The sequence below is a fragment of the Chamaesiphon sp. genome (genome assembly GCF_041738855.1).
GTDB lineage: Bacteria > Cyanobacteriota > Cyanobacteriia > Cyanobacteriales > Chamaesiphonaceae > Chamaesiphon.
Map to the genome: position 1 here is coordinate 1 of NZ_JBGSPA010000114.1, position 16,017 is coordinate 16,017.

The 16,017-nt window shown below is 48.0% G+C and carries 10 protein-coding genes; 7 read left to right on the plus strand and 3 right to left on the minus strand.

Translation table 11 applies throughout. The features are described 5' to 3' along the window. The first annotated feature begins 376 nt into the window (after nt 1-376). The 3 genes from dnaK (at nt 377) to ACEW9I_RS10615 (ending at nt 4,244) form a co-directional block, all read left to right on the plus strand. On the plus strand, nt 377-2,287 hold the full coding sequence (gene dnaK, locus ACEW9I_RS10605) for a molecular chaperone DnaK (protein WP_373540310.1): 1,911 nt from the start codon (nt 377-379) through the stop codon (nt 2,285-2,287). 172 nt (nt 2,288-2,459) lie between these two features. After that, on the plus strand, nt 2,460-2,843 hold the full coding sequence (ebsA, locus tag ACEW9I_RS10610; protein ID WP_373540311.1) for a type IV pilus biogenesis protein EbsA: 384 nt from the start codon (nt 2,460-2,462) through the stop codon (nt 2,841-2,843). A gap of 342 nt (nt 2,844-3,185) precedes the next feature. Then, a complete protein-coding gene (locus tag ACEW9I_RS10615; RefSeq protein WP_373540312.1) occupies nt 3,186-4,244 on the plus strand; it encodes a phosphotransacetylase family protein in 1,059 nt (352 codons plus the stop codon). A gap of 117 nt (nt 4,245-4,361) precedes the next feature. On the opposite strand, the gene ACEW9I_RS10620 is transcribed toward ACEW9I_RS10615, so the two are convergent. Next, nucleotides 4,362-5,306, minus strand: a complete 945-nt coding sequence (locus ACEW9I_RS10620) for a diacylglycerol kinase family protein (RefSeq protein ID WP_373540313.1) — start codon at nt 5,304-5,306, stop codon at nt 4,362-4,364. 128 nt (nt 5,307-5,434) lie between these two features. Here ACEW9I_RS10620 and glyS point away from each other — a divergent pair, with 128 nt between their 5' ends. Both glyS and ACEW9I_RS10630 read left to right on the plus strand, forming a co-directional pair. Beyond that, entirely contained in the window at nt 5,435-7,582 is a 2,148-nt protein-coding gene (gene glyS / locus ACEW9I_RS10625) for a glycine--tRNA ligase subunit beta (RefSeq protein WP_373540314.1), read from the plus strand. 207 nt (nt 7,583-7,789) lie between these two features. Continuing rightward, nucleotides 7,790-8,044, plus strand: a complete 255-nt coding sequence (locus ACEW9I_RS10630; RefSeq protein WP_373540315.1) for a SemiSWEET transporter — start codon at nt 7,790-7,792, stop codon at nt 8,042-8,044. A gap of 94 nt (nt 8,045-8,138) precedes the next feature. Here the strand turns inward: ACEW9I_RS10630 and ACEW9I_RS10635 are convergent, their stop codons facing one another. Further along, entirely contained in the window at nt 8,139-8,771 is a 633-nt protein-coding gene (locus ACEW9I_RS10635) for a Uma2 family endonuclease (protein ID WP_373540316.1), read from the minus strand. A gap of 174 nt (nt 8,772-8,945) precedes the next feature. On the opposite strand from ACEW9I_RS10635, the gene murD reads away from it, so the two are divergent. Beyond that, nucleotides 8,946-10,295: a UDP-N-acetylmuramoyl-L-alanine--D-glutamate ligase gene (murD, locus tag ACEW9I_RS10640; protein ID WP_373540317.1), complete on the plus strand. Its 1,350-nt coding sequence runs from the start codon at nt 8,946-8,948 to the stop codon at nt 10,293-10,295. Nucleotides 10,296-10,549: 254 nt separating this feature from the next. On the opposite strand, the gene ACEW9I_RS10645 is transcribed toward murD, so the two are convergent. Continuing rightward, nucleotides 10,550-12,475: a peptidoglycan D,D-transpeptidase FtsI family protein gene (locus ACEW9I_RS10645; protein WP_373540318.1), complete on the minus strand. Its 1,926-nt coding sequence runs from the start codon at nt 12,473-12,475 to the stop codon at nt 10,550-10,552. Nucleotides 12,476-12,838: 363 nt separating this feature from the next. Here ACEW9I_RS10645 and ACEW9I_RS10650 point away from each other — a divergent pair, with 363 nt between their 5' ends. After that, on the plus strand, nt 12,839-15,877 hold the full coding sequence (locus tag ACEW9I_RS10650; protein ID WP_373540319.1) for a substrate-binding domain-containing protein: 3,039 nt from the start codon (nt 12,839-12,841) through the stop codon (nt 15,875-15,877). Nucleotides 15,878-16,017: the final 140 nt, after the last annotated feature.

The following is a 16,017-nucleotide window of genomic DNA, read 5'->3' on the forward strand; positions in this document are numbered from 1 at the left end:
TTAAATCAATGTTTTTTCAACTATTAATGATATTGATGGTGGATTTTAATGTGCCAAAAATTGAAAAAATTCTGCTGTTAGCCTAAAAGTGTTGAAATGCCTGAGTTTGAGGAGACAAAACTTCATCGAACTCAGGTTATACGGTTCGCCTCAATTTCGACATCAGGATAAGTCACCTACAGTAGAGAGGTGTCAATCGAGCCAGAGCGCAAATAATCATTAGCACCAGTAGAGGTACGGAAAACCACCCCTTTTAAAAAGTAGCTGTTGGCTCAAGTATAGGGATTGATATGTAATATCGATCGTGTGACTTGCCCACTGCGCTCGTTGCCATTATTCAAACTGTTGTCATTATTTAGGAAGTAGTTATAGTTTTATGGGAAAAGTTGTTGGCATTGACTTAGGAACTACCAACTCCTGTGTTGCCGTAATGGAAGGTGGCAAACCCACCGTAATCGCTAACGCCGAGGGATTCCGCACTACCCCTTCTGTTGTCGCATTTGCGAAAAATGGCGATCCATTGATCGGGCAAATCGCCAAACGTCAAGCGGTGATGAATCCAGAGAATACGTTCTCGTCCGTCAAACGCTTTATCGGTCGCAAATTTGAAGAAGTGAGCCAAGAAGCCACTGAGATCTCTTACAAGGTCGTTAACGATGGTGGTAGCGTCAGAATTGAAGCTCCTGGCTTAGGCAAGAAATTCGCCCCCGAAGAAATTTCTTCGCGAGTGCTCAGAAAACTGATTGATGATGCCAGTAAGTACCTGGGCGAAACTGTCACCCAAGCCGTAATTACCGTACCAGCTTATTTTAATGACTCTCAACGCCAAGCTACCAAAGATGCTGGCAAAATCGCTGGGGTTGAAGTCCTGCGGATCATCAACGAGCCAACGGCTGCGGCATTGGCTTATGGGTTGGACAAGAAAAGTAACGAAACGATCCTCGTATTTGACCTTGGGGGCGGTACTTTTGACGTATCCGTACTCGAAGTCGGTGATGGCGTTTTTGAAGTACTGGCAACTTCTGGCGACTCTCACCTCGGTGGAGACGACTTTGATAAGAAGATCGTCGATCATTTAGCGACTACCTTCATGAAAAATGAAGGGATCGACCTCCGCAAGGATCGTCAAGCCCTCCAAAGATTGACTGAAGCTGCTGAGAAAGCCAAGATCGAACTTTCTAGCGTTACGCAGTCCGAAATCAACCTCCCCTTCATCACAGCCACTCAAGACGGGCCAAAACACGTCGAAATGACGTTGACTCGCGCTAAATTTGAAGAAATATGTTCTGACTTGATCGATCGCTGCCGCGTACCAGTGGAAAACGCGATCCGCGATGGTAAAGTCGATAAGAGCCGGATCGATGAAGTTGTGCTAGTCGGTGGTTCTACTCGGATTCCCGCAGTCAAAGAACTCGTCAAACGGTTACTCGGCAAAGAACCCAACGAAACTGTTAACCCTGATGAAGTAGTGGCTGTCGGTGCAGCGGTGCAAGCTGGTGTCTTGGCTGGTGAAGTCAAAGATATCCTCTTACTCGATGTCACCCCACTATCGTTGGGTGTCGAAACGCTCGGTGGCGTAATGACCAAGATTATCCCGCGCAACACGACCATTCCAACCAAGAAGTTTGAAACCTTCTCCACGGCGGTAGATGGACAAAGCAATGTGGAAATCCAAATCCTCCAAGGCGAACGGGAAATGTCCCGCGACAACAAGAGTTTGGGTACCTTCCGTCTCGACGGCATCCCTTCGGCTCCCCGTGGTGTACCCCAGATCGAAGTCACCTTAGACATCGATGCCAACGGGATCTTGAACGTCACCGCCAAAGACAAAGGTACTGGTAAAGAGCAGTCCATCAGCATCACTGGTGCGTCTACTCTTGACAAAACCGAAGTCGAACGGATGGTGCGCGAAGCAGAAAGTAATGCTTCTACTGACAAGGAAAATCGCGACAAAATCGATCGCAAAAATCAGGCTGACTCCCTCACCTATCAAGCTGAAAAGCAACTTCAAGAACTCGGTGATAAAGTCCCCGCAGCAGACAAAACCAAGCTCGAAGGCTTAATCACAGAACTCAAAGAAGCGGTAACCAAGGAAGACGACACCGAAATCCAACGCCTCACCCCAGAAGTCCAACAAACACTGATGGCGATCGGTAGTAATATCTATGCTCAAGCAGGTGCTAATGCTGGCGATAGTAACGACTCCGATGCTGGTACTCCTCCTGGTGGTGGTACTACTGGCGGAGCTGATGATGTCATCGATGCCGAATTTTCGGAAACTAAATAGTTTCTAACTCCCAACACCCGACTTCCTCAGCGAAGTCGGGTTTTTTTGTCCAAATCGTAAATCTCCACCCAGAATGGTGAATACTAAGCTCAACCAAGCGCATCAAGATAGCACCAGGGACACCTAAACCCCCAGCCAAAAACCTAAAGCCTAAAGCCTAAAACCTAAATAGATGAACTTATTCGACGAAATCATCCCCGCACCCCCAGATAAGGTGAATTTGTATGCCCCATACTTCATGAAATCAGCCGCTAGGCGCAATGTATTGCCCAAAGCCATTACGCTCTATCATAAAGGCGGACTCGGCGGTCATCGCGCGATCGAAGGTGGCGAAAAAATCCCCTATGCGATCGATTGGGTAATTCAAAATCTCCCTGGCGATCTGACTAGATGTACCATGATGTTTGATGACAATTCCGATCTCACCTACGATCTCAATCTGATGAATTCAGAATTGATCGGGTACCTCATCGATTGGCTGATTAATATCCGCGATACCAATACGCCGGATTTTCCACAATACTTTTACTATAAGCTGATGAAAATGGAAGACTAACTGGTGAATTTAGCAACAGCTCTCTGCGGAACATCTTAACTACCAATGTGCGTCATTGTGATCGCGTACAACCTAGATTAGTCTAGTGATAAAGGATAAATTAACTCGTCTTTTGTCACTTATGAATTATCAGCTTGACAACTGGCACGATCGGGTTCCCACTGGGCATACAACCGCTAGAGCCTGTGAACGATGGCTAGCATTCGTGCAGGAGTAATCAATTTCGAGCCAGAGCACGAGATCGGTACAGACTAGCTGTTTGCAACTGGTTGTCGCTTTTAAATATTACTAACTATTGAATTAAGCAGTTAAATGACTGGGGATAATTGTGTGGGGATGGCTATGAAATATTTGCTGGTAGCTTCGACGGAAGCATGTAGTGGGAAGTCGGCAGCAATTTTGGGAGTTGCCGCTCGCCTACAGGAAAAGGGGATTGAGATTGCCTATACTCAGCCAGTAATCAGTGGCAATCCTACCAATTCACCAACACTAGAAAGTGATGTCCAACTCATGGCTCAAGCATTATCCTTGCCCCCAGAGCGACTCGGATTGCCTTTACTAGTGTTAGATGCTGCCAGATCGAGCGATCGGGTGACCGGAGTCGATCGCCAAGACTATACTAAATTACTGCAAGCAAATGTCCGCCAACTCCCAGGCAAACTAGTAATTATCGAAGGTGGTGCCAACCTACACGAGGGAAGTCTGTTCGAGCTAGCTACGGTGCAACTCGCTCAAGCTCTCGATGCTGGCGTGTTGCTCGTCAATCGCTACCATCCCGTCTCCAGTATCGATCTACTCCTGTCTGCCCAGCAGCAACTCGGTCACAGACTACTAGGTTGTATCATCAATGATATCCCTCGCGATCGAGTCGAGAGCGTCCAAACTACGCTAGTACCCTATTTGGAAAAGTTAGGTATCCCTGTATTTGGGGTCGTGCATCGCAATGGCTTACTGCGGAGTGTCACTGTCAAGCAACTAGTCTCCCAACTCAATGCGGAGGTACTATGCCGTCCTGACAGGTTGGATCTGATGGTCGAAAGCCTCTCGATCGGGGCGATGAATGTCAATTCGGCTCTAGAATATTTTCGGCGGGGCAATAATATGGCGGTAGTCACTGGTGGCGATCGTGCGGATATTCAGCTAGCCGCGCTAGAAACCTCTACACAGTGCTTGATTTTGACTGGACACCTTGCACCCCAACCTTTCATCGTCAGCCGTGCTGAAGACCTAGAAATCCCCATCCTGTCGGTAGATCTAGATACGCTTACCACTGTAGAAATTATCGATCGGGCGTTCGGGCAGGTGCGGCTCCAAGAAACCATCAAAATCAATTGTGCGCGGGAGTTATTTGGCAATCATTGTGAAGTCGATCGGTTAATCTCGCTATTGGGTTTAAGCTAAATGATCGCGTACCTGGAGCGAATTAGATTTGTAGGGTAGTGGGTAAATGGTGCATGGTGAATGTTTATTTCTTGGATGGTTCGATCGTGAGTAGGCGAAAATACCAGCACCTAATACTCAAATCTCAGCCGATTGCCATAAAGATCGATCGGCATTGGGTGGTACTAGAATCCATAAACTATGCGGAACAACTCGAAAACTCATCGGTGTTTTGCCCAAATAATCCCCATCGACTTGTACGGGGAGAGCCTTACCACGTTGTCGGCGAATATCGATCTGTCGCCCCTGAAAATATTGCACCAGCGGATCGCGATTGTAGTGACGGGCAAAAATCGAAATCAACCGACGCGGTGCAGACAACATCCCTTGCCCCTTAATCACGCAGATATCCAATAATCCATCATCGATCGTCGCATGAGCGGTAAACTTGACGACACCACCGTAGAGTTGACTATTGCCGATAATCACCATCAGAATTTTGCCCCGTACCCGCTTCCCGTCGATGCGTAACTTCAGCCGCACCCCGCGAAAATTCCAAGCAACTTGAATCGCTTGTTTGATATAAGCGATCGCACCTAGCCGTCGCTTCTGGGCGAGGGATACAGTCGCAGTCACCGCTGCATCAAAGCCAATCCCTGCCATCAGGAGAAAATACCGATCGCCAGCCCTGCCAACGTCAATTTGCCTCAGATCGGATTTGGCGATACTAGCGGCTGCTTTGAGCATATCCATTGACAAACCCATTTCCCGCGCCCAGATATTGACGGTGCCCAGCGGTAGCACGCCCAGAGCTGTCTGAGTCCCGACTAAACCATTCATCACCTCATTGACAGTGCCATCGCCCCCTGCCGCCACGACAGCATGATAGCCAGCCTGGGATGCCTGACGGGCTTTGTTGGTAGCATCACCAGGGGATGTCGTCGCGGCGATTTGGACTTGCCAGCCGAGATCGCGCCACAAATTTGCCACTCGATCGAGTGTATTCTGGAGATCTGATGACTGTCCCGCAGTGGGGTTATAGACAATCAGAACTTGAAAGTTGGGTGTTAGGCTAGCACGCATTTAGCAAGTTTTGGTTGAACCGAGAGCGATCCACAGGGACTGGAGAGGTTGGATAATAAGAACGGATCGACGGGCTGAATTGGTTTCTATAAATTTAGATTTTTATCTGTAATTATTAATTTTTCGCTATGGCTGATTTTTTATTGGAAGTTGGGACTGAGGATTTACCCGCAGGCTTTGTCAGCGATGCGATTTGTCAATGGGAAAAGATGATTCCAGCGAGTCTAGCAGCGGTGGCTTTGACGAACGATCGCGTCCAGATTTATGCTACGCCACGCCGCCTATCATTAATTGTTACTAATTTACCAGATCGACAGCTCGATCGGGTGGAGGAAATCAAAGGCCCTCCCGCCGCAGCCGCTTATCGAGATGGCGTACCGACTCCCGCAGCGGTAGGGTTTGCCAAAAAGCAAGGCGTGGATATCGCTAGTCTGGAATTACGCCTGACGGATAAGGGCGAATTTATTTTTATCACCAAAACGATTGCCGGAAGAGATACTAGGGAGATTCTAACTGAATTAATCCCCCAGTGGATTTTCAAATTAGAAGGCAAAAGATTGATGCGGTGGGCGAATGGAGATCTGAAATTTCCGCGTCCGATTCGGTGGTTGGTGGCATTATGGAATGAGACTATTTTACCGATCGACATCCTCAATGGTGAGGATATAGTCACCAGCGATCGCCTTTCCCAAACTCATCGGGTACTCCATCCCGCACCAGTTTCCGTCGTTTCAGCCGCCCAGTATTTAAAAACTTTGGCAGATGGATATGTCAATGTAGACCAAAACCAACGTAGAATCGACATCCAGCAACAGATTCAAGCTGCGGCGACTAAGATGGGTGGCGTAGCAGAAGTTTATCCCGACTTACTCGCAGAAGTAGTCAATCTGGTGGAATATCCTACCGCAATCATTGGGAAGTTTGATGATGAATTTCTCAACTTACCTCCAGAAGTTATTACAACAGTAATGGTAACGCATCAGCGATATTTCCCGATCTTTACAGATGCCACTAAACAGAAATTATTACCCCACTTTATTACGATTTCCAATGGCGATCCAGCCAAATCTGACATCATCGCCGCCGGAAATGGACGAGTTGTCCGCGCGAGATTAGCCGACGGACAATATTTTTACAATGCGGACTTAGCCCAACCATTAGCTGACTACGTACCGAAATTAGCAACAGTCACATTTCAAGCCGATTTAGGTTCGGTAAAATTGAAAGTCGATCGCATCGTCACTAATGCTAACTCGATCGCGTCTCAATTAGAGCTAAATCCGATCGACTGCCAAAATATCGCCCGTGCAGCCTTACTATGTAAAGCCGATCTCGTCACCCAAATGGTCGGCGAGTTCCCCGAACTCCAAGGGATAATGGGATCTAAATATGCGATCGCCAATGGTGAAATATCTGAAGTAGCTACCGCCATCTTCGAGCATTATTTACCGCGCAATGCCGAAGATAGTTTACCCCAAACTCTCACCGGACAAGTCGTGGGGATGGCTGACAGGTTGGATACATTAGTTTGTATCTTTGGATTGGGGATGTTGCCTACAGGCTCATCCGATCCGTTTGCCCTCAGACGTGCAGCAAATGCGATCGTCAATATTGTCTGGAATGCTAACTTAGATATAAATCTAGCAAGGTTAATCGATCGCATTGTCACCGAATTTCAGCAGATTAGAACCAAAGTCAATACCGCCGAACTCACCCAACAATTACAAGACTTCTTCATTCAAAGATTGCGAAATCTGCTCCAAGAAGATCGCCACATCGATTACGATCTCGTCAATGCTATCTTGGGTGAAAACGACCCTGAATATACCCAACGTGCCTTAACAGACTTACTCGACACACGCGATCGAGCAATATTTATCCAACAGATTCGCGATAACGGTACCTTGGAAAATATCTATGCAACTGTGAATCGATCGAGCAAATTAGCCGCTCAAGGAAACCTCAACACCCAACAATTAGCACCCAACAAAGTAGTCCAAACCAGCCTATTCCAAAAATCCTCAGAACAAGCCGTCTACGATGGCTTAATTGCCCTAGAACCGCAGACAAAAGCCGCTCAAGCCTCGCGAAACTATCAACAACTTATCGATGCTCTAGCGCAGCTTACACCCGCAGTTAGCAGCTTTTTTGATGGCGAAGATAGCGTGTTGGTAATGGACTCCAATCCAGAGATCAAAACCAACCGTCTCAATCTATTAGGATTGGTTCGTAATCATGCGCGGGTGTTGGCTGATTTTGGATCGATCGTCAAGTAGTAGATAAATATTAGGTTGGGTTTCGCGAACGCGAAACCCAACGAACACAACAATACCTTAGAGCTGTTGGGTTGAAGGATGAAACCCACCGTACAATCTACTGCACATCCATTAGAAATGTAGAAATGTAGGGTGGGCACTGCCCACGAGCAAACTTATTCGGAGCAATAATCCATTCTATCATCTACTTATAGGCAAAAATTTCATATGAAATCGATCGATCTTGTAGGATACATAGCGGCAACGTTGACAACAGCAGCTTTTTTGCCTCAAGTTCTGAAAGTTTGGCAGTCCAAGTCAACTAAAGATCTAGCATTGCCAACCCTGCTGTCATTTATTGCTGGGGTGTCAATGTGGCTTCTTTATGGCTTATTAGTTAAAAGTACGCCGATAATTGGTGCAAATGCAGTAACATTAGTGCTGAATTTAATAATTTTACGCTTCAAACTTAGATATGGATAGCCGCAGTAAAAAATATATGGTGGGCACTACCCACGAGCAAACTTAGACGGAGCATTACGACTACCTTTCTCCACCAGATTCACGATCGTAAATCTTATTTCTCGATCTGACTTCTCACCCAACCCCGAAATGCTTTCACCAATGTGAGATAATCCATCGTTGTCGATAGTTGCAACCATCCGACAATATCTGGAATTGATAAATTCACAAAAAATTGACTGGCGCGAGTAGCAACATAAGTACCATTTTGTAATCGTTGAATAACTAAAGATTCCCCATCATAAATCCAGACTTCTGCTACTCCCAGATCTGCATACACCTGAAGGCGATCTTGGGAACTGCTGGTAATATCAATTTCCAAGACGAGATCCGGTGCGGGATCTTCCTCCATATCTAGTCTTTTCTTTCCTTGAACCGCTGCAATATTCCGCATGTAAAAACACTCATCTGGTTCTGCTCCACTCAGTTCAGCCTTTTTGAAAGTAGTCGAACCGAGCGGATAAATGCTTACTTCCAACTCTTCAGCGATCGTCTCGATAAAACGACCCAAGACTCGCTTATTCAGTTCATGTTCTGGAGAAGGAGCCATAATTTCGAGATCGCCACGATTGTAAGTGAGGCGGAGCCGACGATCGCTCAGTTCCTCTAGCAGCGTTTCATAGGTTTTCCAGCTAATCCCCGATAGGTGAATAATCTCATTCGGTGGTGCAAGTAGCGTTGCCGTCATAGATTCAACTAAAATCGAATATCTTTATTTTAAGTTACATCCTCGCGATCGAGTAAAATACTAGGGGAAAATTCATTTAAGATCGAACCTGTGTATTCTCCTAACACTGACCCAAGTCGCAGTGTCCGTCTCTGGGTTGAAAAGTACTCTCCTCACAGCAACTAAAGATTATCTATGAAAAAAGCTACTGTAATTGGATTGGGTCGATCGGGTATTGCCGCTGCTAAACTATTAGTCAAACATGGTTATACCGTTATTATTAGCGATAGCAGTAATAACCCTAGTCTTGAAGCTCAAAGAAAAGTACTAGAAACGCTCAAGATTGATATCAAACTTGGTGATAAATTTGCACCCACTAATGAAGACTTAATTGTTGTTAGTCCTGGCGTACCTTGGGACATTGCGCCCTTAGTTAAAGCCAGAGAAATAGGCATAGACACGATCGGTGAAATGGAACTAGCATGGCGATATCTCCAAGATATTCCCTGGGTGGCAATTACGGGAACCAATGGTAAAACTACCACTACCGCCTTGACTGATGCGATCTTCAAAGCTGCTGGACTGGAGACGATCGCCTGTGGTAATATCGGTTTTGCAGCCTGTGAATTGGCATTACTCGAAACAAGACCAGCTTGGATTATTGCCGAACTGAGTAGCTATCAAATCGAATCTACTTTTACCCTCAAGCCACAAATAGGGGTCTGGACAACACTAACGCCCGATCATTTAGCTCGTCACAAAACTGTTGACAAGTATGCCGAAATTAAGGCTAAGTTACTCCGCAATTCACAGCATCAAATTTTCAATGGTGACGATCGCTACTTGCATGAGCTGGGTAAATCTGATTGGCAAGATGCTACATGGACGAGCGTGCCAGGCAAACAATATTTACAGGGAAATCCTGAGTATGGGATCTGGATCGAAGATAACTGGATCGTGTTTCGTGGTGAGCGAGTACTCCAAGCTGATGTGCTGAAAATGCCTGGAGATCACAATCTTCAGAACCTATTAATGGCTGTAGCTATTGCTAAATTAGCCGCAATCGGGAATGAGGCGATCGCTACTGCGATCGCTACTTTTCCAGGTGTTGCCCATCGCCTTGAATATATCTGCACTTATGCAGGAGTTGATTATATCAATGATAGTAAAGCGACTAATTATGATGCTGCTGATGTTGGATTGACGGCGGTAAAAGCACCAGCGATCTTGATTGCTGGCGGCGCAGCCAAGGAGGGTGACGATCTGGCGTGGTTGGATACCATCAACCACAAAGCAGCAGCAGTATTATTGATTGGCTCTGCTGCAAATCAATTTGCCGATCGCTTAAAATCGGTAGGATACGATCGCTTTGAAATCGTCGAAACGATGGCAAATGCTGTCGCTCGATCGAGTCAGTTAGCCCAACAACATCAAGCCAAAGTGGTATTACTCTCCCCAGCTTGCGCTAGTTTTGACCAATATGATAGTTTCGAGCAGCGGGGGGATGATTTTCGTCAATTGTGCCAAATATTGGTAAACAGTTGACAGTTGACAGTTGACAGTTGACAGTTGACAGTTGACAGTTGACAGTTGACAGTTGACAGCGATTCACCGCACGTAAGTAGGTAGGTGCAATTATTTATAAAATAGACTATGCCTAAAACCTAGCTGGTGGACTGGGCGGGTCACCCAACCAGCAGCAGTGCCCACCCTACGCGATATCTTATATTTAATTACGCCCATCCACGTAGTCATGAGGATGTTGGATAGAAAGATCTTCAAACTCGATCGCTAACTCGCTATTCTTGAACTTTTGGCGGTGCCTGAACTTTGTCAGGATCGCTGGGGGGAATGCCGTCAATTAAGATTAATGAGTCCATCACGGACTTGACAATCGGTGCGGCAACATTACTCCCAAAAGCTCTCTCCTTCCCCTTGGGTTCGTCGATGGCAGCAAAAACTATGTAGCGATGTTGCCGATCTACAGGCAAAATTCCCACAAAACTAGTAATTTTCTTATCATCTTGCCCGTAGCCACCTTTAACAGCTTTTTGAGAGGTGCCAGTTTTCCCTGCGATCCGGTAACCAGGCACGATCGCCTTCATCCCAGAACCACTGGTGACGACAGTTTCCATCATCTCCAGTACCGCCTGAGCGGTAGCCGCCGAAAAGATCTGGGTGGGTGCGGGGCGAGTGGGCTTATCCTTGCGGATGCCCGTACTATCAAACAACCCTTCCACCACATGCGGCGTCACCAATTTGCCCCCATTAGCAATACTCCCAATCAACGTTACTAGTTGAATCGGTGTCAGTGAAAACCCTTGTCCAAAGGCAGCATTGGCTGGATAGATCGCAGTTGATACAAACTCTTTGCGACTTCTGATTTCGCCCCGTCCTTCTAACGGCAGATCGATCCCCGATTTTTGACCCAAACCGATCCGTTGCAGCCAGTTATAGTAAAGATCCGGCTTGAGCCGTTGCATCATTTTTACCATCCCCACATTACTAGACTGCTGGAGGATTTGGGCGATGCTCAGTTCACCGTTGCCTTTTTTATCGGAATTGCGAATCGTATATTTGCCCACAGTGATGCTCCCACCGTCGTAGAAGGTGGTGTTGGGTGCGATTATCTTGTTTTCCAGGGCGATCGCCACTGCAATGGGTTTGAAGGTCGATCCTGGCTCGTAGAGATCGGAGACAGCCGCGTTTTGGAGCAAGGTGAGAGCGCGTTTTCCACCGACAATTTTGCCGTAATTTTCGACATCTCGCTCTAAATGATTGGGATCGTAGGTAGGTGCAACCACCAACGCGCGCAAGGCTCCCGTCTCGGCATCCATCACGATGACTGTCCCGCGCAAGGCGTTCCATTCCGCCATTTTATCGACCAAAGCTTTTCTGGCGGCACGTTGCAGCCGGAGATCTACTGTCAGGCGCAGTTGCAAGTCATCAGTATGTAAATAATCAGGCGTCACGCGATCGGGTAAAATTTTGCCGCTACCTGTTTTGGTGACTTCGTAGCGAACGAGTTTGCGCTCCAATAATAAAGATTGGCTTAATTCTACTCCCGCTTGGGCTTTGTGTTCCCAGTCCAGATAGCCCAGCACCTCTGCCATCATGTTACCTTGCGGGTACGATCGCGTGTAGTCGAGGTCGCCGTGGACGACATCTAGTCCCTCTATTTTCAAGGCTCTAATCCGACTTTTGGTATCTTCCCGCAACCCAGAGCCGAGTCGAACTGAATTCCGGCGGCGCTGAATTTTTTTCATCAGCTCTTGGGGTGTACGTTCTAAAATAGGTGCCAATCGCTGCGCTACCTCCAGGCGGGTAACTGGGACTTTTTGCCCATTTTTGGGTAAGCCTTTGCCAAAGATGACTTGACTAAATTTGGCGGGAAAGGCATAGAGTGTATAGCTGGGTCGATCGATCGCCACTTGATTGTTCGCGCGATCGACGATCGTCCGCCGTGGTACCAAGGGAGTGACAGTGATACTTTGCCGTTCGCGGGCGATTGCCTGTAATCTCGGTGCATCGATCGTCTGCAACCATCCCAATCTCAGCACTAACCCGACTGCACCGATGCCCAGCACGCTCCAGATGCCTGCAATCCGATGGCGATCGAGTAGATTTAGAGTTGATTTGCCCACCTCCCCATTGTGTCCGCGAGTGGACATCTCCCGATGATTGGTACCAAATTGTGCTGACTTTTTGCGGTGCATATTGCTCATTCAATTAATACATTGGTGATAAAAGGCACAGTAAAATTTATTATTCGATTGTATCTTAACAAAAATGTCACAATTGGGTCGATCGACCTGATAAAATCGGTTAAAATCTGAGCACACTGCTGGCTAAAAAAATTTTACCAAAAACACCTGTAAGGTTAGATAGATCGACATCAAAAGCGATTTGCCAGTAAGTTGAGAATGCGTCCAAATAATTCTTTGGTACAGTCGATCCTGGAGAATCGCTCACTGATTTTAAGGTGCTGATTAGACATTTGCTTTACCGAGCAGTCGATCGCGGATCTACTCAGACAACAGATCTAAGCTATTGTTGATTACAATATCCACAAAACTAGTTGTTACAAAATGAAACAGCAAAGTAGTTTAATTGTACTGGCACTACTCATCGCGACTGGTGGCACTACCCTCAAGACTAGTGCCCAAACTGCGGCAGACAAGTTCCCATTGCCAACATCAATAGCGGCAGGAACGAAAGTGCAGATTGATGGTTCTAGTAGCCTGCAAGCTGTCAATCAAGGACTCAAAGAGCGATTCCAACAGCAGTTCCCAGGCACAGATGTCACCGTACCCACCCAGTACCAAGGCAGCGATCGCGGCGTCAAAGCAATTGCCCAAGGCAAAGCCGACGTCGCGGGCATCGGTCGAGCGTTGACAGCCGCAGAGAAAGCCCAAGGCTTGGCAAGTAAACCGCTCGGTAGATCCAAGATCGCCATCATTGTCAAAGATGATAACCCATATACTGGCAACCTCACCCTCAAAGATTTTGCCAAAATCTATCGCGGCGAGGTCACAGACTGGTCGCAATTGCCCAGTGCCAACGGAGCCACAGGCAAAATCAAAGTCATTGACAGGCCTGATAGTAGCGATACTCGGCGGGCATTTGCCAACTATCCAGTGTTCCAAAATGGCAAACTCAAGACGGGCAGTAATGCTGAGAAACTTACTGAAGACGCGACTCAAGCCGTCGTTGATAAATTAGGTGTCGATGGCATCGGCTACGCACCAGCCGATCAAATCAAAAATATTCCAGGCATTAGAGCGATTACCCTCCACGGTACCCAGCCGGACAATCCCAAATATCCCTTCTCTCAGCCATTAGCCTACGTTTACAACAACAAAGGCGGACAAGTCCGCGATGGTGCCAAGGCATTTCTGGGCTTCGTGAGCGGCCCGACTGGTCAACTAGCGATCGCAGAAGCTGTTGCTGCTGGTGCCGCCACAGTAGCTACGGGGACAGTCCCAGATCCCACTACCAGCACTAGTCCAGCCACTACGACCACCAACACAACTGAGACGACTACGACCGCAACTACGGGCGCAACGGCTCCTGTGACCACTAGTCCAAATACCACCACCACAACGGAGACTACTAGCACAGTTGCCAAAAATCCCGACACGGGAGGATTTAACCCATTGTGGCTATTATTGCTGCCAGTTGCTGGTGGGTTAGCATGGTTGGCAACACGGAAGAAGCCAGCCGACACCGTAACACCGATCGCGACAGCACCAGAGACCACCCCGACGATCAAGCCACTATATCCACCACCACCGTCGCGCACTCCTAGAGGTGAAGGATTGTCTGGGGATCTCTCGGGAGACTTGTCTTCGAGTCTCGGTGGTTACCGTCCTTCTGGTGACTTGCGATCGGGTGACCTCCGATCGGGCGATCTATCGGGCACGATGACGCCACGCCCTACGACTGAGACCCCAAGTATCAACTTCAATGGTGTCATCGATCCAGTGAAGAGCAACGCCAATGACATCAATCTTGCTGGTGGTGCCGCACTCGTCGGTGGTGCTGCTGCCGCTGCCGCACTTGGTAAAGGCATTTTGGATGCGACCCCAGAGACCACCCGCAATCGGAGTGAAGACCTCGCTGGCACAGTACATCCACCAGAAATCAAAGCTCCCGAGATCGACCTCTCCAACCCCCTAGAAGGGCTGAAAGACAAGTCGTCCAATCTCCTGCCAGATCTAGACATCAACAACCCGCTAGAGGGCATCAAGGCTAAGGTCAGCGACAGTAGTCCAGCTAGTGGCGCAGCCAACTTATTTGACTATCCCCCATCGGCAGATCTCAGCCTCGAAACCCCCAATCTCCAGCCCAGAAATCCGTTAGATGATATCCAATCTCAAGTAGTTGAGTCGCTGCCAGATATCGATCGCTCACAAAGTGACACGGTGGATTTGGCGGATTTCCTCAAAAATGGTGCTGGAGCCGCTGCCCTTGCAGGTGGTGCTGCCCTTGCAGGTGGTGCAGCTTTAGCAAGTGGCGCGGGTACTTCCATCAGCGACTTCTTGAGTGGCAAAGATGCCGCAGTGGAACTACCAGCAACAGACGTTTCCGGTAGCAGCAATGACGATCCGTTTGACTTTGGCAATCTGGCAACTCCAGCCCAGGAACAGCTTGCGGATATCCCTGACAACTCGATCGAATTACTCCCTGACATTGACAACGATCCGTTTGACTTTGGCAATCTTGTCACCCCAGTGGCAGACAATCCTGTCAATCCCACTAATGACAATCTCGATCTCAATCTCGACGATCCCTTTGGTGACTTCACCGACAATATCGGGAACTTCTTCAGCAGTGGCGGTGCCGCAGTTGGTGCCGCCGGAGCAGGTGCGATCGCTGGTGGAGCGGCTTTATTCGGTGGGGACAACAAACCGCAGATCTCGGAATTGCCACTACCAAATCCAGAAATGGACACTTTCGATCGCGATCTTGAAGCGATCGATCTCAACGATCTAGATGAAGATCCGTTTGCCGGATTGTCCGATCTCCTGGGTGAAGATACGGGGAATATCGGTCCCGAAGTATCAACGCCAGAGCCGAGCAGCTTTCTAGCCAGTCTCAAAGACAAAGCAAGCGATCTCGTTGAAGATGGTAAAGGATTGGGTGGAGCCGCCTTAGCGGGTGGTAGTGCCGCTCTCGCTGGTGGTGCAGCCGCAACTTTTGGAGCTGGTAAAGCAGTTCAATCATTCTTTCAAGGTAAAGAAAATCCACCCAACGATTCAACCAACCCTCCAGACAATCGTAACGATCTCTCTGGCAATCTCTACAGTGATGGTCACATCACCTTCGTCTCTCCCAGTCCGACTCAAGCCTATGCTCACTGGGAAATCCCCGTGCGGTTGAAACGACAGCTCCGGGAACAAGGTGGACAAAAACTGGTAGTGCGGTTGTATGATGTCACCAATTTTGATGTCAATGCTGAGTTACCGACTACATTTGAAGAGTTTGAATGCAGTGATTCGGCTTGGGATCTGGAACTACCGATCGGTCAGAGCGAACATCGTTATCTTACTGAAATTGGCTATGTAACTGGTGATGGACGCTGGTTGATGTTGGCACGCTCTGCACCATTATGGATTCGGGCGTAAACAGTTGACAGTTGCGGATGCTGTTCAGGCGGAGGATACCTGGCGCATGTGTTGCACCAGCGGCTCGCGATACGTAGGCTCTGCCGAGGGTTTGCGGATGCTGTTCAGGCGGAGGAACCCTGGTGCATGTGTTGCACCAA

Excerpts from the sequence above, each read along its gene's own strand:
- ACEW9I_RS10630 (WP_373540315.1), top strand. The coding sequence starts at position 7,790 with ATGAAATCGATCGATCTTGTAGGATACATAGCGGCAACGTTGACAACA.
- ACEW9I_RS10615 (WP_373540312.1), top strand. The coding sequence starts at position 3,186 with ATGAAATATTTGCTGGTAGCTTCGACGGAAGCATGTAGTGGGAAGTCG.
- ACEW9I_RS10645 (WP_373540318.1), bottom strand. The coding sequence starts at position 12,475 with ATGAGCAATATGCACCGCAAAAAGTCAGCACAATTTGGTACCAATCAT.
- murD (WP_373540317.1), top strand. The coding sequence starts at position 8,946 with ATGAAAAAAGCTACTGTAATTGGATTGGGTCGATCGGGTATTGCCGCT.
- ACEW9I_RS10620 (WP_373540313.1), bottom strand. The coding sequence starts at position 5,306 with ATGCGTGCTAGCCTAACACCCAACTTTCAAGTTCTGATTGTCTATAAC.
- dnaK (WP_373540310.1), top strand. The coding sequence starts at position 377 with ATGGGAAAAGTTGTTGGCATTGACTTAGGAACTACCAACTCCTGTGTT.
- ACEW9I_RS10650 (WP_373540319.1), top strand. The coding sequence starts at position 12,839 with ATGAAACAGCAAAGTAGTTTAATTGTACTGGCACTACTCATCGCGACT.
- glyS (WP_373540314.1), top strand. The coding sequence starts at position 5,435 with ATGGCTGATTTTTTATTGGAAGTTGGGACTGAGGATTTACCCGCAGGC.
- ACEW9I_RS10635 (WP_373540316.1), bottom strand. The coding sequence starts at position 8,771 with ATGACGGCAACGCTACTTGCACCACCGAATGAGATTATTCACCTATCG.
- ebsA (WP_373540311.1), top strand. The coding sequence starts at position 2,460 with ATGAACTTATTCGACGAAATCATCCCCGCACCCCCAGATAAGGTGAAT.